This window comes from Azospirillum sp. Sh1 (genome assembly GCF_008365135.1).
GTDB lineage: Bacteria > Pseudomonadota > Alphaproteobacteria > Azospirillales > Azospirillaceae > Azospirillum > Azospirillum oryzae.
On sequence record NZ_VTTK01000008.1, the window covers coordinates 220,438 to 238,109 of the forward strand.

Here is a 17,672-nt window from a genome sequence, read left to right on the forward strand (position 1 = left end):
CGAGGGGCGCCAAGGGAAAGGGAGGGGCCATTTCGATAGCATGAATCGGCCGGGTGGCGCGCAGGCAAAATCCCGAGTGCAATTAAGGGGACTGGCGTGGTTATCTTCATTCTGTATACTTGCGCGTGATTCGGCTTCGCCGGCCGATCTCCATCCAAAAGGCTTATATCTTGAGTAAGACTGCAATCATCGTCGACGACAGCAAGCTTTCGCGCATGCATGTGCGGGCCATGGTCTTGCGCAACAAGCCCGACTGGTCGGTGGTCGAGGCGGCGAACGGCGACGAACTCTTCAAGACGTTGCAGGGCACGCCGGTCGACGTCGCGATCATCGACTACAACATGCCCGGAGACAACGGCGTGGACACCGCGGCCAAGCTGCGCCAGAGCCACCCCGACGTCCACATCGCCATCATCACCGCCAACGCCCAGGACGCGGTGGTGTCGGGCATCCGCGCGGTCGGCGCCGCCTTCATGCCCAAGCCGCTGGAGGAGGAGCAGGTCGCGCGCTTCCTGAACTCTGCCGCCCTGCCGCCGCGCCGGCCTGCCCAGGCCCCTCAGGAGTGATCGCAGCCCCCATGCTGAGCGAGCTGGAGCGCGACGCGCTGGCCGAACTGGGCAACATCGGCATCGGCCGGGCATCGACGGCGCTCGGCCGCATGCTGGGCGGGCTGGTCACCCTGTCGGTTCCATCGGTGGAAATGGTGCCGCTGGCCGATGTGGCCGGGCTGCTGGACCGGGCGCTGACGCCGCCGCTGGTGGGCATATCGGAAACGCTGGGCGGCCTGTTCGCCGGTTGCGCCCTGCTGGTCTTCCCCCAGGCCGGCAGCCTGTGCCTGGTGCGCGCCGCCCTGCCGCCCGACGTGCCGGCGGAGGATGTTCCCGAGCTGGAGGACGAGGTCCTGGCGGAGCTGGGCAACGTCGTGCTGAACAGCGCGCTGGCCCTGGTCGCCAACCTGTTGGGCGAGCCGGTCGAAACCGGCCTGCCGGCGGTATTCCGTGGCGGTGCGGCGGAGATCCTGCGGGGATGTTCGGGGACGCCGCCAACCGCTGACGGTGCCGCGGTGCTGTTCCACATCGATCTGCGCACGACCCTGCCGGGCGGCGACGGGGCTGCGGTGGCGGGTCGGGTGGTCCTGCTGCTCGACGCCGGCTCCGCCGGGGCGCTGCAGGCGACGCTCGGCCGCTATATCGGGCGGCTGGTGGCGTGACGGCAACAAGAACAACCGGCTGGAAAGGCGGGTAAGGACCATGGCACTCATCAAGAAGACCAAGATCGACACGGCGCACACGGCCCGGAGCGAGCCCGGCGCCGCCGGCGATCCGGATCGGTCCGCCGCCGGGAACGAGACCGTCACGACCGAATCCGCGCCGCCGGCCGCCACGCCGGGCGCGCCGCAGCGCCGCCGGGCGCGTGCCGATTCGCGCCGCCGGCAGGCCGCCAGCGGCATCGCCGCCGCCGCCACCGAACTGGCGAGCGGCGTCACCCAGGCGGCCTCGGCGGCGGAGGAACTGCGCCGGGCGATGGAGCAGATCGCCGCCGGGGCGGAGGAATCGGCCAGCGCCACCCAGCAGTCCCAGCGCATGATCGGCCGCGCGTCGGAACTCCTGACCCGGTCGCGCAGCACGGCGGAGCAGGCGGTGCTGCGGGTCGAGGCGCTGCAGGCCACGCTGAAGGACGTCAGCGGCCAGATCCTGTCGTCCATCGACGGCATCGTCCGCGCCGCCGAACGGCAGGAGGCGTCGGTGCGGCTGGTGCGCGACCTGGAGGCCCGGGCGCAGGAGATCGGCACCATCGTGCAGAGCGTCGCCGCCATCGCCGACCAGACCAACCTGCTGGCGCTGAACGCCGCCATCGAGGCGGCGCGGGCGGGGGAAGTGGGCAAGGGCTTCGCGGTCGTCGCCGACGAGGTGCAGGCGCTGGCCGAACGGTCGGAGCGCAGCGCCAACGACATCCAGGGGATGGTCGCGGAAATCCAGGAGGCGGTGGCCTCCGTCGCCGCCGGCATCGTCGCCTCCGCCGACACCGCCAAGGCGGAGGTGGAGCGCGGGCGCATGATCGTCCAGCAGCTGGAGGGCGTGCGGTCGGACATGTCGACCATCGTCCAGGGCGCGCAGGAGACCATCCGCGCCGCGGTGGAGGCCGATCAGGCCGCGCGCGAGGCCCTGCGCGGGGCCGAGACCATCGCCGCCAGTGCCGAGGAGCAGTCCGCCGCCGCGGAGGAGGCGCTGAGGACCGTGGGCGAGCAGGCCGTGGCATTGACCCAGAGCCAGCGCGCCGCCGGCCAGCTGTCCGAACTGGCCGAGGATCTGGAGGGCACCGCCGACCTCGCCGCCACCGCCGACGAACTGGCGTCGGCCGCCGAGGAACTGTCGGCCGCCATCGAGGAGATCAACCGCGGCGCCGCCCAGATCATGACCGCCATCGGCCAGATCTCCGGCGGGGCGCAAGCGCAGAGCGCCGCCACCCACCAGTTGGCCTCGGCGATCGCGGAGATCGACGCCGCCGCGACGCTGGCAGCCGGGCGGGCAAGCGATTCGGTCGATCGCTGCACCTCGATGGAAGGGCTGCTGGGCGAAACGCGCGAGACCATCGGAAAGCTGGCGGACGGCATGCTGGAGGCGGTCGACTCCTCCCGCCGGGCCGGTGAACGGCTGGACGCGCTGGAGCGGCTCGGCCGGCGCATCGACAAGGTGGTGGACGCCATCGCCACCGTCGCCATCCAGACCGGCATGCTGGCGGTCAGCGGCTCCATCGAAGCGGCGCGGGCGGGGGAGTTCGGCCGAGGCTTCACCGTGGTCAGCGGCGACATCCGCAAGCTGGCCGGCGACAGCGCGGAAAGCGCGGAACGGGTGAAGGACATCGTCCGCGACATCCAGGACCAGATGCTGCGGGTGCGCCGCGATGTGGACGAGGTCTCCGCGACCGCAGTGACCGAGATCGCGCGCCACCGCGCCTTCGGCGTCACCCTGACCGCCGGCACGCAGGAGCTGCGGGTGGTCACCGCCGGCAGCCGCGAGATCCTGGACGCCGCCAGCGAAACCACCGCCGCCCTGCGCGAGACCCGCGTCGGTGTGGAACAGGTGGCCGCCGCCACCGCCGCCGCGAACCTCTCCGGATCCGAAGCGGCCAAGGCCGCGCGCGAACAGGCGAAGGGGGCCGAGGAACTGGCGTCGGCGATCGAGGAGATCGCGGCGATGGCCGACAGCCTGCTGGGCGCGGTTTGACCGCCGTGGCCGGGGGCTTGGCTGGGGGCGTGGCCCTGGACGTGGCCGGGGACCGCGCGGCGACAGCCGAGGCCGATAGCGCCCTTGCCTTCGTCACGGTGGCGGTCGGCGACCTGCGGCTCGCGCTGCCGCTGGCGGCCGTCCGCGCGGTGATCCGGCTGCCGGAGCTGGTACGCATTCCTCTGGGGCCGCCCAGCCTCGACGGGCTGGCGCAGTGGCATGGCGAGGCGGTGCCGGTGCTGGACCTTGCCAGGGCATTGGGCAGGCCGGGCGGTGGGGCCGCCGCGCGGGAGACGCGCGTGGTGCTGGTCTGGCATCGCGGCCAGCCGGTGGGTCTGCGGGTGGACGCGATGGCGGGCATCCTGCGCACCGACCCCGACCGCGTCGATCCGGTGACGCAGGAGGAGGGCGGGCTCGACCCCGTCATGCTGGACGGCCTGCTGCGTGACGGGCCGGCCACCATCCTGAAGCTGGACGCGCTGATCGACCGGCAGTTCGGCGACCGCACGGAGGTGGAACGGCCGGAAGCGGAACGGCCGGGCCGGGGAACCGGCGGGTTCGGACGTGTGACGGCGGGCGAGGCGGGGGCCGGGAAGGCGGCGGCCGGACCCGATCGCCAGGCTCTGCTGGTCTTCGAGGTCGCGGGGCAGGAATTCGCCTTGCCGGTGGACCGGGTGCGCGAGGTTCTGCCGGCTCCGCGCGAGGTCGCCCGCATGGCGCGGGCCAAGGCGCATCTGCTGGGCGTGATGGCGGTGCGCGACCGGCTGCTGCCGCTGGTGGGGTTGCGCGCCCTGTTCGGCCTGGACGGCACCGGTGGACAGCGGGCCGGCGGACAGGAGGCCGGACGCCGCGTCGTCGTGGTGCGGTCGGGGGCCGGGCAGGCGCCGGTCGGCGTGCTGGTGGACGAGGTGCGCGAGATCCTGCGGCTCGATCCCGTGCTGATCGACCCGGTGCCGCCGCTGCTGGCCCGCGAGCCGGAGTTCGAGGATCTGGACGGCATCGCCCGGGCGGATGGTGGGCGGCGGCTGGTGTCGGTGCTGTCGGCGGAGCGGCTGTTCCGCCATGGCGCGGCAATCGGCGCGGAAGCGGGCGGAGAGGGGGACGGGATGGAACCGGCACGGCCTGCGGAGGGAAGCGGAAACGCGGAACGCTTCGTCGTCTTCCGTCTCGCCGGGGCGGAATATGGCCTGCCGGTATCCGCCGTGCGCGAGGTGCTGCGCCGGCCCGACAGCATCACGCCGCTTCCCAACGCGCCCGACTTCGTCGCCGGCGTGCTGACCCTGCGCGGCGAGGTGCTGCCGCTGATCGATCAGCGCCGGCTGCTGAACCTGCCGGCCGCCACGGCCAGCCCCTCCGCCGGGCTTGAGCGCGGGCGGGTGGTGGTGGTCGGGCGCGACGGGCTGCTGGTCGGGCTGCTGGTGGACGGGCTGTCCGGCCTGCTGACGGTTCCGGCGGAGCGGATCGGTCCGGCACCGGCGGTGTCGGCGGCGCAACGCCGGCTGATCCGCCGGGTCGCCACGCTGGATCCGGCCGGCGGCAGCCGCCTGATCCTATTGATGGATGCGGACAGTCTGCTCGACATGGACCGGCTGGCCGATCTGCCCGTTATCCCGCAGTGACGGCCGGGAGCCTGGATTGGGGGACGGCGTGCTGACGGTGCTGGTGGTGGACGATTCCGCATTGATGCGCCGGCGCATCGCGGATCTGCTGATCGAGGCCGGATTCCGGGTGGAGACCGCCGCGACGGGGGAGGAGGCCCTGGCGCGCCTGCCGGTCGTCGATCCGGACGTGGTGACGCTCGACGTCACGATGCCCGGCATGGACGGGCTGACCTGCCTTGCCCGCATCATGGTCGAGCATCCCAAGCCGGTCGTCATGGTCTCCGCCCTCACCGGCGCGGGGGCGGAGGAGACGCTGGAAGCGCTTCGGCTGGGCGCGGTGGAGGCGGTGCAGAAGCCGGCCGCCGGCTCCATCGGCCGCATCGGCGAGGAACTGGTGGAGACGGTGCGCGCCGCCGCATCCTCCCGCCCGCGCCGCGTCCACGGCCTGCGCGAACGGCTGCGGCTGGCCCGCGCCCGCATCGCCGGAGAGGATTTCGTGGTGCCGGAGGGGCAGCTGCCTGCGGCGCCGCCCATGGCGGCGTCGCCTGCAGCCGTGGCGGCGGGCGGCGAGGGCGAGGGGGTGGTGCTGGTCGGCGTGTCCACCGGCGGACCCGGCACGCTGGAGGACATCCTGCCCCTGCTGCCGGCCGGCTTTCCCTGGCCGGTGGTGGTGGCGCAGCATATGCCGGCCGCCTTCACCGCGACGCTGGCGCGCCGGCTGGACGAGCTGTGCGCGCTGAGGGTGGTGGAGGTGGAGCGGGCGACGGTTCTGGCGCCGGGCATGGTCTGCATCGCCCGCGGAAGTGCGGACGTCGAACTGGCGCGGCGCGGCGGTCGGCTTCAGGCGGTCTGTGTGCCGCCCTCGCCCGACCGGCCCTGGCACCCCAATGCCGACCGGCTGGTGACCAGCGCCCTGCGGCTGCTGCCGGCCGACCGGTTGGTGGGGGTGCTGCTGACCGGCATGGGCAATGACGGGGCGGCGGCGATGGCCGAGCTTCATGCCCGCGGCGGCCGCACCATCGCGGAGTCGGAGGACAGTGCCGTCGTCTTCGGGATGCCGCAGGACCTGATCCGGCGCGGCGGCGCCGGCGTCGTGCTGCCGTCGGGCCGGATCGCCGGCCAGCTCACCCGCTGGCTGATGCCCGCCGCCCGGCGCGCCGGGATCGATTGAGGAGTGACGCCATGGGACTGGTGAAGAAGAAGGCGGCTCCGGAGCATGCTCCGGCCACGACTGGCGCCCGGCGCGACCCGTTGGCCTCGCTCGACGATGCCGACGCGGCCGTTCGTCGCGATGCCGCCCACGCGCTTGGCCATACGGCGCTGCCGGGCACCGAGGAGGCGCTCGCCCGCCGGCTTCTGACGGAGGGGGATGCCGGCGTGCGCGAAGCCATCCTGACCGCGCTCGCCCGCATCGCCACGCCGGAGGCGGCGGCAGCGCTCGTCCCCTTCCTCGACCGCGAGGATGCGGCATTGCGCAACGCCGCGCTGGAAAGCCTGCAGCAGATGCCGGCGGAGGTCGCCGCCCCGGCGCTGCTGCCGCTGCTCGACCATGCCGACGCCGACCTGCGCATCTTCGCGGTGCAGGGGTTGGGCAGCATCACCCATTCCGGCCGCGCCGACTGGCTGGCAAGGGTGATGGAGCGCGATGCCGACGTGAATGTCTGCCTCGCCGCGGTGGAGGCGCTGGCCGAGGCCGGCAGTCCGGAAGCGCTGTCCAGCCTGGAGACGCTGGCCCGCCGCTTCCCCGGCGACGCCTTCGTCGCCTTCGCCGTCGACGCCGCCCGCTCCAGTTTCCAGGGACGGTGAACGGATTGACCGACGCCGAGCCGGAAGGCCTGTCCCAGGAGGATTATGCGACGCTCTGCGGGTTCCTGCGGGACCGCACCGGCCTGTCCTTCACCGAGGCCAAGCGCTATTTCGTCGACCGCCGCATCGCCGCCCGCATGCAGGCGGTCGGCGCGACGGGTTTGCGCGCCTATCTGAATTTGCTGCGCTTCCAGGCGTCGGGGGAGGAGCTTCAGCGGCTCGTCAACCTGATGACGGTGAACGAGACCTATTTCTTCCGCGAGAAGTACCAGTTCGACTGTCTGGTGAACTCCGTCCTGGACGAGCTGGTGCGGGGGCGGCCGAAGGGGTCGCGGCTGCGCATCTGGTCGGCCGGCTGCGCCACCGGCGAGGAACCCTACTCAATCGCGATCATGCTGCTGGAAAACTGGCGCCGGGTGGACGATTACGAGATCGAGCTGCTGGCGTCGGACATCGACACCGCGGTTCTGGAACGCGCGCGCGAAGGCATCTATGACGAGCGCGCCCTGCAGGGGCTGCCGGCCCATCTGCGCGCCAAGTATTTCCAGCCCCTGCGCGGAGCGGCCGAGTTCGGCGGGCCACGCTGGCGGATCGTCGAGGATCTGCGGGAGTCCGTCGATTTCTCCCTGGTCAACATCGCCGACCCGCAGCAGGTGCGGGCCTTCCGCGGAATCGACGTGATCTTTTGCCGCAACCTGCTGATCTATTTCGACGATCTGGGCCGACGGGAGGCGGCGAGCATGTTCTACGATGCCCTTGCGCCGGGCGGCTTCGTCTGTCTCGGCCATTCGGAAAGCATGAGCCGCATGTCCTCGCTGTTCGTTCCGCGCCGCTTCCCCGACGCCATCCTTTACCAGAAGCCGGTAGACGGGGGTGGGCCGTGAGCGGCACCAACACTGGCGGGCCGCGTGTCCTGGTGGTGGACGACGCCGTGACCGTGCGCGCCTTCAGCCGCCGCGTGCTGGAGGCCGACGGCTTCGTGGTGGACGAGGCGGTGAACGGGATCGAGGGGCTGGAGCGGGCGATGGCCGCCCCCCCGGATCTGGTGATCGTCGACGTCAACATGCGCAAGATGGACGGCTACACCATGCTGCGCGTCCTGCGCCGCGATCCGGGTTTGCGCGACGTGCCCGCCATCATGATCAGCACCGAATCGAAGGACAGCGACCGCGAGCAGGCCCTGCTGGCCGGCGCCAACTGGTACATCGTCAAGCCGCCGCGACCGGAGGTGCTGGTGGAGGCGGCGCGGCTGCTGACCGGGCGGCCTCCCGACATGGAGGGCGCGCCATGAACGATCTGTTCGACCAGTTCGTCGTCGAGGCGCAGGAGCTGCTGGAGACCGCCGGTGCGGCCCTGCTGGCGCTGGAGCGCGACCCGGCCGACCGCGCGTCGGTGGACGAGCTGTTCCGCGCCTTCCACACGCTGAAGGGGTCGAGCGCACTGTTCGACATGGCACCCTTCACCCGGCTGGTCCATGCCGGGGAGGACACGCTGTCGCTGCTGCGCGACGGCCATCGCGCCATGACGCCGGCCCTCATGACGCCGGACTTGGCCGACTTGCTGTTCCGCGCCCTCGACCAGTGCGCCCGCTGGGTCGCGGCGCTGGAAGAGGCCGGCGCGCTGCCCGCCGATGCGGCGGCGGCGGCGGAAGGGTTGGTGCGCGGGCTGGCGGGGGGCGAGGCGGCGGCCGGTGCGGCGGCTTCCGGTGGCGCGGTGGAGGCTTTCCCCTGGGTGGCGGCGCTGACGGACGCGGAGCGCGCCGCCGTGGGCGATGGGGCGCTGACCGCCATCGACTACACGCCCGATCCGGAGTGCTTCTTCACCGGCGACGACCCGCTGGCGCTGTTCCGCCGGGTGCCCGACCTGCGGCTGTTGCGGATCGAGCCGTCGGAACCGCTGCCGCCCCTGGCACAGATGGACCCCTACCGTTGCATCCTGCGCTTCCGCGCCCTGAGCGGTGCCGGGATGGAAGCGGTGACGCCGGCCTTCCGCAGCGTGCCCGATCAGGTGCGGATCGGCAGTGTCACGCTGGCGCCTGCCGCCGTGTCCCCCGCCGCCGCGCCGCCGGATTCGCTGGCGGCGGCGATGCTGGAGGAACAGGCGCGCATCCTCGACCTGCCCGGCAACGCCGCCGAGCGCGACTCCCGCCGCGCCGCGGTGGCGCGGGCGGTCGCCGCGATTCTGACGGCGTTGGGGCAGCCGACGGAGCGCACCGCCGTGGAGGCCGCCTGCGTCGACGCCGGGGCGATGCGCCGGTTTCTGGCCGATGGACCTGCTGAGAAGCCCGCCACGGCCGAGCCGCGATCCGCCTCCGCTCCCGTCCCGCGCCGCGCCCTGCGGGTAGAGCCGGAGCGGATGGACGCGCTGATGGCGCTGGTCGGCGAGCTGTCGGTGGTGAAGGGGCAGTTGGGGCCGCTGGTCCGCCGCGCCGGGAACGGCGAAATGGCCCGCGACCTGAAGAACTTCGAAGCCCGGCTAGACAGCCTGGTCGGCGACCTGCGCCATGCGGCGTTGCGGCTTCGGCTGCTGCCGCTGGCGCGCGTGTTCGATCCGCTGCCCCGGCTGGTGCGCGACACCGCCCGCCGCCTGGACAAGAATGTCGAGCTTGTGCTGGAAGGGGCGGAGACGGAGGCCGACAAGGACATCCTCGACGTGCTGGGCGAGCCGCTGCTGCATCTGGTGCGCAACGCGCTGGACCATGGCATCGAGATGCCGGAGCGGCGGACCGCGGCGGGCAAGCCGCCGGCCGGCACGCTGCGGGTCCGCGCCTTCCAGGACAAGGGCGGGGTGGTGGTGGAGGTGTCGGACGACGGCGCCGGCATCGACCCGGCGGCGATGCGCCGCGCCGCCGTCGCCAAGGGGCTGCTGGAGCCTGACGCCGCAGCGGCGCTGAGCGATACCGACGCGGTGCGGCTGGTCTTCTCCCCCGGTTTCAGCACCGCCGGCCGCGTGTCCGACCTGTCCGGCCGCGGCGTCGGCATGGATGCGGTACGGGCGGCGGTGGAGCGGGCCGGCGGCCGGGTGGAGGTCGTCTCCACCCCCGGCAGCGGCACGCGGGTGCGGCTGTCGCTGCCACTGACGCTCAGCATCACCCGTGTCGTGGTGGTGGAGGCGGCGGGATCGCTCTACGGCATCCCGGTGGCGCTGGTCGGCGGCGTCCAGCGGGTGCCGCGGGCCGAGATTCGTTCGGTGAAGCGGGCGGAAAGCGTCGTGCTGCGCGACCGGGTGGTGCCGCTGGTCCGCCTGCGCCGCCTGTTGGCCCAGTCCGACGACGAACGGGTGCGCGAGGCCGATTGCGTGGTGCTGGCCGAACTGGGCGACGGCCCGGTCGCGGTGGCGGTGGACGATGTCGGCGAGCGCGCCGACGTGGTGCTGCGCCCAATGACCGGGGTTTTGCGGGGTCTGCGCGGCTATGCCGGTACGGCGGTGCTCGGCGACGGCCGGCTGATCCTGGTGCTCGATCTGCGGGAGCTGCTGTGATGCCGATCCGCTATGACGCCGATCTCGCCCGCTTCGAGGCCGCCTGCACGGTGGAGGATGCCCTGCCGCTCGCCGAATGGCTGGAGGCGACCGCCGTGCCGCGGGTGGATCTGTCCGCCTGCACGGAGCTGCACACGGCGCTGCTGCAGCTGCTGATGGCGGCGAGGCCGGTTGTCGCGGCGGGGCCGGAGGATGCGTTTTTGGGGCGCGTCATCCCTCTCCCTCCCACCGGTCCCTGAACACCAGATCCTCCAGCGGCAGGCGCTTGCGCCAGCCCTTGGTTTCCAGTTCCGGCGTCGCTTCGAAATGGGTGACGTAGCCCAGGCAGAGATAGGCGATCGGCACGATCCGCTCCGGGATGCCGAGCGCCTGCTTCAGGGCGTCCTCATGCAGGATGCTGACCCAGCCCACCCCCAGCCCTTCCGCCCTTGCGGCCAGCCACAGATTCTGCACGGCGCAGACGCAGCTGTAGAGGTCCATCGCCGGCATGTGGGTGCGGCCCAGCACCACCGGGCCCGAGCGCTCGCGGTCGCAGGTGATGCACAAATTCACCGGCGCCTCGCGGATGCCTTCCAGCTTGAGGCGGCTGTAGAGGCTGCGGCGCTCGCCCTCGAACATCGCCGCCGCCTCGTCGGTGGCGCGGGTGAAGTCGGTGTGGATGCGCGACTTCACGGCCGGGTCGGTGATGACGATGAAGTTCCACGGCTGCATGAAGCCGACCGACGGCGCGTGATGGGCGGCCAACAGGACACGGTTCAGCACCTCGTCCGGCACCGGGTCCGGCCGGAACTGCCCGCGCACGTCGCGGCGGGAGAAGATCGCCTTGTAAAGCGCGTCGCGTTCCGCCGGGGTGAAGTCTTCATCCATGCGCCGTCACCCCCGCGCGATCAGGTGGACGAAGGACCCCGACGCCAGCCCGCGCCGGCTGCCCAGCATACCCAGGTCGCTGCCGTCCGCCGCCGTGGCGGTCAGCAGCGGCGCGTCGTCGCCGCGCGACAGCGTCGAGGCGTAATGGAACTCGTGCCCCATCAGCGGAGATCCTGCCGGCCCCAGCGGCCCGTCGGCCAGCAGAGCCGCGCGGCGATAGCCCAGATGCAACCGCCGCTTGGCGAAGGAGGTGCGTACCCCCAGCAGCCCGGTCATCGGATGGGTGACGCCGTCGGCGTCCTCCAGCGTTTCACCCATCACCATGTAGCCGCCGCATTCGCCGTAGACCGGCACGCGCTCCGCCGCAGCACGCAAGCCGGCGCGGAAGATGTCGTTGGCGGCGAGGCGGCCTGCATGCAGCTCCGGATAGCCTCCGGGCAGATAGACGGCGTCGGCGTCCTGCGGCGGCGCCTCATCCGCCAGGGGAGAGAAGAAGCGCAGTTCCGCACCCGAAGCCTGCCAGCCGGCGGTGAGGTGCGGATAGACGAAGGTGAAGGCGGCATCCCGCGCGATGGCGATCCGCTGTCCCAGCGGCGGCAGGGCGGGGGCGTCGCTGCCGCGCCCGGCCCGTGACGGCTTGGCCAACGCGACGACGCGGTCGAGATCGACATGCTCCGCGATGAAGCGGCCGAGGGCGGCCAGCCGGTCGGCCAGCCCCTCCGTCTCGTCGGCCTGGACGAGGCCGAGATGGCGTTCGGGCAGGCTGAGGTCGGGCGCGCGCGGCAGGGCGCCCAGCAGGGGAATGCCCAGCGCTTCGATGGCGTTGCCGGCCAGCGCGGTGTGGCGCGGGCTGCCGACATTGTTCAGCACGACGCCGCCGATGGTCACGTCGTCGCGGTAGGTGGCGAAACCCTTTACCAGGGCCGCGGCCGACTGCGACTGGCCCTTGGCGTTCACCACCAGCAGGACCGGCCAGCCGGTGCGCGCCGCGATCTCCGCCGTCGAACCGGTGCCGGTGGCGCCGACCCCGGCCACGCCGTCGAACAGGCCCATCAGCGCTTCGCAGACCAGCAGGTAGGCGCCCTCGGCGGCGCGGGCGGCCAGACCGTCCAGCAGGTCCGGTCCCATCGCCCAGGTGTCGAGGTTCACGCTCGGCCGGCCGGTGGCGGCGCGGTGGAAGGCCGGGTCGATATAGTCCGGCCCCGACTTCACCGCCCCCACCGCCACGCCGCGGTCGCGCAGCGCCGCCAGCAGTCCCAGAGTCAGCGTCGTCTTGCCGGTGCCCGATGCCGGGGCGGCGATGATGAGACCATTAGCCATGCTGAAGCGCCGTCTGGGCGGGCAGCCACTCCAGCGCCGGGCGCAGCCGCACCACCTCGCCGATCACGATGATGGCGGGCGGTTCCAGGTCACTGGCCGCCAGATCGGCGACGCAGGTGCCGAGGGATGTGACGAGGCTTTTCTGGTTGGCGGTCGTCGCCTCCGTCACCACGCCGACGGGGGTGTCGGCGGACAGGCCGCCGGCCATCAGCTCCGCCGCGATGGTCGGCAGCGCCTTCCAGCCCATATAGAGGATCAGCGGCGCCTTGGTGGCGGCCAGCGCCCGCCAGTCGGGCCCGCCGCCCAGCGAATGGCCGGTCGCCAGGATCACCGCCTGATTGGTGTCGCGGTGGGTCGCCGGGATGCCGGCATAGGCCGGGCCGGCGATGCCGGAGGTGATGCCGGGAACGATGCGGAAGGGGATGCCCTCCGCCGCCAGCGCCTGTGCCTCCTCGCCGCCGCGGCCGAAGACGAAGGGATCGCCGCCCTTCAGCCGCAGGACGCGGTGCCCCTCCTTCGCCAGCTCGATCAGGCGGTTGGTGATGTCGTCCTGGTGGGCGGAGGGCCGGCCGCCGCGCTTTCCGGCGAACTCCAGCCTTGCCGACGGGCTGGCGAGCGCCATGATCCGTTCGCCCACCAGCGCATCATGGACGATGACGTCGGCTTGCCTTAGACCTTGCAGGGCCAGCAGGGTGAGCAAGCCGGGGTCGCCGGGGCCGGACCCGGCCAGCCAGACGCTGCCGGGGGCGAAGGGGACCAGGACGCTTTCGGGAATGGACGACTCAAACGACATGAACGCGGACTCGAGGCTGGAAGGCGGAAAGACGGACGGCGGGGCCGGGGAGGGCTCCGGCATGCCGGAGCATGCTACACCCTTGCGCCGTGGCTGGACGACGGGAACCTGCGCCACCGCCGCGGCGCGGGCGGCGGCAGAGGCGCTGTTCGGCGGGGAGTTCCCCGACCCGGTGACCGTGACCCTGCCCGGCGGCCAGACCCCTGCCTTCGCCCTGGCGGTGACGGAGCGGGGAGAGGGGGCGGACGGACCCTGGGCAATGGCCGGCGTGGTCAAGGATGCCGGCGACGATCCCGACGTGACCCATGGCGCGCTGGTGCGGGCGCGGGTCTGGCACGGTGCGCCCGGCAGTGGCGTGACGTTCCGCGCCGGCCCCGGCGTCGGCACCGTGACCCTGCCTGGCCTGCCGCTGCCGGTCGGCGAACCGGCGATCAACCCGGTGCCGCGCAGCATGATCGTGCAGGCGGTGGGGGAGGCGGCGAGCGCCGCCGGTCAGACTGCCGACTTGGTGGTGGAGGTCGGGGTGGAGAATGGCGAGCAACTCGCCAAGCGCACCATGAACGGGCGGCTCGGCATTCTCGGCGGGCTGTCGATCCTGGGGACGACGGGGATCGTCGTGCCCTATTCCTGCGCGGCCTGGATCGCCTCGATCCAGCGCGGCATCGATGTGGCGCGGGCGGCCGGGCTGACCCATGTCGCGGCCTGCACCGGCGCCCTGTCGGAAAAGGCGGTGGTGGCGCGTTATGGCCTGTCCGAACAGGCGCTGCTCGACATGGGCGATTTCGTTGGCGGCACGCTGAAATACCTGCGCCGACACCCCATTCCCCGCCTGACCCTGTGCGGCGGCTTCGCCAAGTTCGGCAAGCTGGCGCGCGGGCTGATGGATTTGCACAGCAAGCGCAACAGCGTTGATTTCGACTGGCTGGCCGAACGCTTGGCGGACCTCGGCGCCGGGCCGGACCTGATCGCGCAGGCGCGCGGCGCCAACACGGCGGCGCAGGTGCTGGGCTTGGCGGACGCCGCCGGCCTGCGGCTGGCCGATCATGTGGCCGATCTGGCCCGCCGCGCCGCGCAGGATGTGCTGGAAGACGCGCCGGTCGCCGTCGAGGTGCTGGTCACCGACCGCCAGGGGCGCATCGTCGGGATGGCTCCCTCTCCCTCTCTTGTGAACCCTCTCCCCCCCGGGGAGAGGGCAGGGTGAGGGGGATGCATGGCGAGAGGCGTCCGGCAAGCGGTTCCCCCTCACCCAACCCTCTCCCCGGGGGGGAGAGGGCCTTTTCGCATGTGGGACGGGCAAACTCACTCCCCCAGCCCCCGATAGCGGCGGACATGGCTGCCGTCATAGAGCGCGCTGCAGCGGAACTCCTCATGGCCCAGCGCCGGGCCGACCAGGATCAGCGCGGTCCGTTCCATCGGTGAGGCCGCGACCTGGGCGGCGATGTCGGCCAGCGTTCCGCGCAGCACCCGCTCGTCCGGCCAAGTGGCGCGATAGACCACCGCCGCCGGGCAGTCGGCGCCGTAGAGCGGGGTCAGCCGCTCCACCACCCGGTCGATGACGTGGATCGACAGGTGGATCGCCAGTGTGGCGCCCGAGGCGCCCAGCACCTCCAGCGTCTCGTTGGCCGGCATGGCCGAGGCGCGGCCTTCGGTGCGGGTCAGGATCAGCGTCTGGCTGACCTCCGGCAGGGTCAATTCCCGCCCCAGCGCGGCCGAGGCGGCGGCGAAGGCCGGCACGCCGGGGGTGATGGTGTAGGGGATGCCCAACTCCCGCAGTGCGCGGGTCTGCTCGCCGAGCGCGCTGTAGACCGACAGGTCGCCGGAATGCAGCCGGGCGACGTCCTGCCCGGCGGCATGGGCGGCCTGGAACTCGGCGACGATCTCCTCCAGGGTCAGCGGCGCGGTGTCGATGATCCGTGCGTCGTCCGGCGCATGGGCGATGATCTCCTTCGGGACCAAGGAGCCGGCATAGAGGCAGACCGGGCAGCGCGCGATCAGGTCGCGGCCGCGCAGGGTCAGCAGGTCGGGAGCGCCCGGTCCGGCACCGATGAAATGGACGGTCATGAGCGGGTCTCCGAAAGGGCGACTGCGGGCAAGGCGAGCGCAACGGTGGCGCGGGGGGTGGAGCGGCGCGGCAGCAGCAGGCGCGATCCCGGCCCGGCGGCGGCCAGCGCCGCGGCCTCCGCCACCGAGGCCAGCCCGACCGCGGCCAGCACGGTAGCCGAGCGGGTGTGGACGCGGTCCTGCGCGGCCAGCATCGCGTCCTCCCCGATGAAGCGAAGCGGCAGGCCCAGCGCGCGGGCTGCCTCCGCCAATCCCGCCTCGTCCGCCTTCATCGCCGGGGCGGCCAGCGCCGCCAGCTGGCGCGCGGCGTCGGGCAGGGCCGCCTCGTCGAAGGCGGCGGCGACCAGACCGGCGATCTCCTCCCAGCCGCAGCCGCGGCGGCAGCCGAGACCGACGAAGACCGGGCCGAACAGCAGGGCATCGGGGGTCAGGCGGTCCATGCGCCCTCCGCATACGGCTTCTCGGTATAAGGCTTTTCCGCCCGCCACAGCGTGACCGGCATCGCCGCCCGCCAGCCGCGGAAGCCGCCGACAGCCGAGGCGCGCGCCACCGAAATCTGGGTCAGCTCACCGCCCAGCCGCTTGTGTGCGTCGATCAGCACCGCTTCGCTTTCCAGCGTCACCGCGTTGGCGGCGATCCTGCCGCCGGGAGGCAGGGCGTTCCAGCAGGCCGCCAGCACGCCGTCCGCCGTCAGCCCGCCGCCGATGAAGATGGCGTCCGGCCGCTCCAGACCGTCCAGCGCCGCCGGAGCCTTGCCGCGAGCCAGTTGCAGGCCCGGAACTCCGAGAGTCGCGGCGTTGGCGAGGATGCGGGCGATCCGCTCCGGGTGATGCTCGACGGCGACGGCGCGGTTGGCGGAGTCGCATAGCATCCATTCGATGCCGATCGACCCCGACCCGGCGCCGACATCCCACAACAGCTCTCCCCGGCGCGGAGCCAGGAAGGACAGGGTGACGGCGCGCACCTCGCGCTTGGTGATCTGGCCGTCATGCTCGAACCAGTCGTCCGGCAGGCCGGGAGCCAGCGGCAGGACGCGCGCGCCGAGAGCGGCGACGCAGTCGAGCGCTATGGTGTTGAGGTCGGCGACCTGCATTGTGCTCCAGGCATCGGCGCTGGCTTCCAGCCTGCCCTCGCGTGGGCCGCCCATCGCCTCCAGCACCGTGAGGCTCGAGGCGCCGAAGCCACGGGCGCGCAGCAGGGCGGCAAGCTTGGCCGGGGTCGTTCCGTCCCAGGAAAGAAGCAGCAGTTTGGCATTCGGTTGCAGATGCGGAACGACCAGTTCCAGCGGCCGGCCATGGACGGTCAGGCAGCGGCAGTCCTGCAACGGCCAGCCCAGCCGGGCTGCGGCGAGGCTGAAGGCCGAAGCTGCCGGGATCACCGTCGTTTCCGCAGCCGGAACGAGCCGCGACAGCGTTGCGCCCACCCCGTACCAGGACGGATCACCGCTCGCCAGCACGCAGACCCGCTGTCCGCGCCGGGCGAGCAGGCCGGGGAAGGCGTCGGTCATCGGCGACGGCCAACTCAGCCGTTCCTGTCCCGCAACGACCGGTACGAGATCGAGGTGGCGGCTTCCGCCATAGAGGATCGCGGCACCTTCCACCGCCGCACGGGCGGCGGGCGACAAACCGTCCCAGCCATCCTCGCCGACGCCGACGATGGTGAGCCAGCGGGCGGTTCCCATGCTATCCATGGCGCCGATCCTGACGGGTGGGGAGGGGGAGATGGTCAAGGCGCTGATGGTCAAAGTACTGATCCTGGGCGGCGCGACGGAGGCGACGGCGCTGGCGAAGCGGCTCGCCGGCCATCCGCGCATCGACGCCCGCGTGTCGCTGGCCGGCCGCACGAAGAAGCCGGTGTTGCCGCCGCTGCCGACCCGCATCGGCGGCTTTGGCGGGGTGGAGGGCTTGGCCGACCATTTGCGTGCCGAGGGTATCGGCGCGGTGATCGACGCAACGCATCCCTTCGCGGACCAGATTTCCGCCAATGCCGCCGCGGCCTGCGCGCAGGTTGGCGTGCCGCTGCGTGTCCTGACCCGGCCGGCCTGGGTGGCGGGGCCGGGCGACCGCTGGATCGGCGTGCCGGACATGGATGCCGCGGCACTGGCCTTGCGCGACCTGGGCGACACCGTGTTCCTGACCATCGGCCGGCAGGAGGTCGCGGCCTTCGAGGCGATGCCCGATAAGCGCTACCTGATCCGCGCGGTGGACCCGCCGGAGCCGCTGCCGGCCCTGCCGCGCATGAGCCTGATCCTCGACCGTGGGCCGTTCACCGTGGAGGGCGAACTGGCGCTGATGCGTGGGGAACAGGTTGATGTCGTGGTGAGCAAGAACAGCGGCGGCCGGGCAACCGACGCGAAGCTGGAGGCCGCGCGGGAGTTGGGCCTGCCGGTGGTGATGGTGGAACGGCCGGCGGGCAACGGCGTGGCGGAACTGCACGACGTGGACGCGGCGGTGGGGTGGCTGGAGGGGGTCTGAGGCTTTTGCGTCTTCAGCCGATGCCCCCTCCCTAACCCTCCCC

Annotated in this window: 18 protein-coding genes; 12 read left to right on the top strand and 6 right to left on the bottom strand. The window is 72.4% G+C overall.

Annotated features, from left to right (window positions below; genetic code table 11):
• Positions 1–170 precede the first annotated feature (170 nt).
• From FZ029_RS11210 to FZ029_RS11255, 10 genes are read left to right on the top strand one after another with little or no spacing between them, the layout of a single operon-like run.
• On the top strand, positions 171–566 hold the full coding sequence (locus FZ029_RS11210) for a response regulator transcription factor (protein WP_149269303.1): 396 nt from the start codon (positions 171–173) through the stop codon (positions 564–566).
• Positions 567–577: 11 nt separating this feature from the next.
• A complete protein-coding gene (locus tag FZ029_RS11215) occupies positions 578–1,210 on the top strand; it encodes a chemotaxis protein CheC (RefSeq protein ID WP_149269335.1) in 633 nt (210 codons plus the stop codon).
• 40 nt (positions 1,211–1,250) lie between these two features.
• Complete coding sequence (locus FZ029_RS11220) at positions 1,251–3,227, top strand: methyl-accepting chemotaxis protein (protein ID WP_149269304.1); 1,977 nt, start codon at positions 1,251–1,253, stop codon at positions 3,225–3,227.
• A gap of 29 nt (positions 3,228–3,256) precedes the next feature.
• Positions 3,257–4,846, top strand: a complete 1,590-nt coding sequence (locus tag FZ029_RS11225; protein WP_149269305.1) for a chemotaxis protein CheW — start codon at positions 3,257–3,259, stop codon at positions 4,844–4,846.
• A gap of 28 nt (positions 4,847–4,874) precedes the next feature.
• Positions 4,875–5,999, top strand: coding sequence for a chemotaxis-specific protein-glutamate methyltransferase CheB (cheB, locus tag FZ029_RS11230; RefSeq protein WP_188051902.1), 1,125 nt, complete (start codon positions 4,875–4,877; stop codon positions 5,997–5,999).
• 11 nt (positions 6,000–6,010) lie between these two features.
• Entirely contained in the window at positions 6,011–6,634 is a 624-nt protein-coding gene (locus FZ029_RS11235; protein WP_149269307.1) for a HEAT repeat domain-containing protein, read from the top strand.
• Positions 6,635–6,639: 5 nt separating this feature from the next.
• On the top strand, positions 6,640–7,518 hold the full coding sequence (locus FZ029_RS11240) for a protein-glutamate O-methyltransferase CheR (RefSeq protein ID WP_149269308.1): 879 nt from the start codon (positions 6,640–6,642) through the stop codon (positions 7,516–7,518).
• Positions 7,515–7,925 carry a response regulator gene (locus FZ029_RS11245; RefSeq protein WP_149269309.1) on the top strand — a complete coding sequence of 137 codons (411 nt, stop codon included), beginning with the start codon at positions 7,515–7,517 and terminating at the stop codon, positions 7,923–7,925. The genes FZ029_RS11240 and FZ029_RS11245 overlap by 4 nt, the downstream gene beginning before the upstream one ends.
• Entirely contained in the window at positions 7,922–10,114 is a 2,193-nt protein-coding gene (locus FZ029_RS11250) for a chemotaxis protein CheA (RefSeq protein ID WP_149269310.1), read from the top strand. Before FZ029_RS11245 ends, FZ029_RS11250 begins: the two co-directional genes overlap by 4 nt.
• A complete protein-coding gene (locus tag FZ029_RS11255) occupies positions 10,114–10,353 on the top strand; it encodes a hypothetical protein (RefSeq protein ID WP_149269311.1) in 240 nt (79 codons plus the stop codon). The genes FZ029_RS11250 and FZ029_RS11255 overlap by 1 nt, the downstream gene beginning before the upstream one ends.
• On the opposite strand, the gene bluB is transcribed toward FZ029_RS11255, so the two are convergent.
• From bluB to cobA, 3 genes are read right to left on the bottom strand one after another with little or no spacing between them, the layout of a single operon-like run.
• Entirely contained in the window at positions 10,325–10,981 is a 657-nt protein-coding gene (gene bluB, locus FZ029_RS11260) for a 5,6-dimethylbenzimidazole synthase (protein ID WP_149269312.1), read from the bottom strand. The two genes, FZ029_RS11255 and bluB, sit on opposite strands and share 29 nt — an antisense overlap.
• 6 nt (positions 10,982–10,987) lie before the next feature.
• Positions 10,988–12,301 carry a cobyrinate a,c-diamide synthase gene (locus FZ029_RS11265; RefSeq protein ID WP_149269313.1) on the bottom strand — a complete coding sequence of 438 codons (1,314 nt, stop codon included), beginning with the start codon at positions 12,299–12,301 and terminating at the stop codon, positions 10,988–10,990.
• Positions 12,294–13,094, bottom strand: coding sequence for a uroporphyrinogen-III C-methyltransferase (gene cobA / locus FZ029_RS11270; RefSeq protein WP_149269314.1), 801 nt, complete (start codon positions 13,092–13,094; stop codon positions 12,294–12,296). Before cobA ends, FZ029_RS11265 begins: the two co-directional genes overlap by 8 nt.
• A gap of 61 nt (positions 13,095–13,155) precedes the next feature.
• On the opposite strand from cobA, the gene FZ029_RS11275 reads away from it, so the two are divergent.
• Positions 13,156–14,295 carry a cobalt-precorrin-5B (C(1))-methyltransferase gene (locus tag FZ029_RS11275; protein WP_149269336.1) on the top strand — a complete coding sequence of 380 codons (1,140 nt, stop codon included), beginning with the start codon at positions 13,156–13,158 and terminating at the stop codon, positions 14,293–14,295.
• Positions 14,296–14,393: 98 nt separating this feature from the next.
• Here the strand turns inward: FZ029_RS11275 and cobM are convergent, their stop codons facing one another.
• From cobM to cbiE, 3 genes are read right to left on the bottom strand one after another with little or no spacing between them, the layout of a single operon-like run.
• Positions 14,394–15,155 carry a precorrin-4 C(11)-methyltransferase gene (gene cobM, locus FZ029_RS11280; RefSeq protein WP_149269315.1) on the bottom strand — a complete coding sequence of 254 codons (762 nt, stop codon included), beginning with the start codon at positions 15,153–15,155 and terminating at the stop codon, positions 14,394–14,396.
• Positions 15,152–15,595, bottom strand: a complete 444-nt coding sequence (locus tag FZ029_RS11285) for a cobalamin biosynthesis protein (protein WP_149198654.1) — start codon at positions 15,593–15,595, stop codon at positions 15,152–15,154. Before FZ029_RS11285 ends, cobM begins: the two co-directional genes overlap by 4 nt.
• The gene (gene cbiE, locus FZ029_RS11290; RefSeq protein ID WP_149269337.1) at positions 15,583–16,836 is read right to left on the bottom strand and encodes a precorrin-6y C5,15-methyltransferase (decarboxylating) subunit CbiE; all 1,254 of its coding nucleotides are present in this window, start codon (positions 16,834–16,836) and stop codon (positions 15,583–15,585) included. Before cbiE ends, FZ029_RS11285 begins: the two co-directional genes overlap by 13 nt.
• Between cbiE and FZ029_RS11295 the strand changes: the two genes are divergently transcribed.
• Positions 16,835–17,629: a cobalt-precorrin-6A reductase gene (locus tag FZ029_RS11295; protein ID WP_247892262.1), complete on the top strand. Its 795-nt coding sequence runs from the start codon at positions 16,835–16,837 to the stop codon at positions 17,627–17,629. The genes cbiE and FZ029_RS11295 overlap by 2 nt on opposite strands.
• Positions 17,630–17,672: the final 43 nt, after the last annotated feature.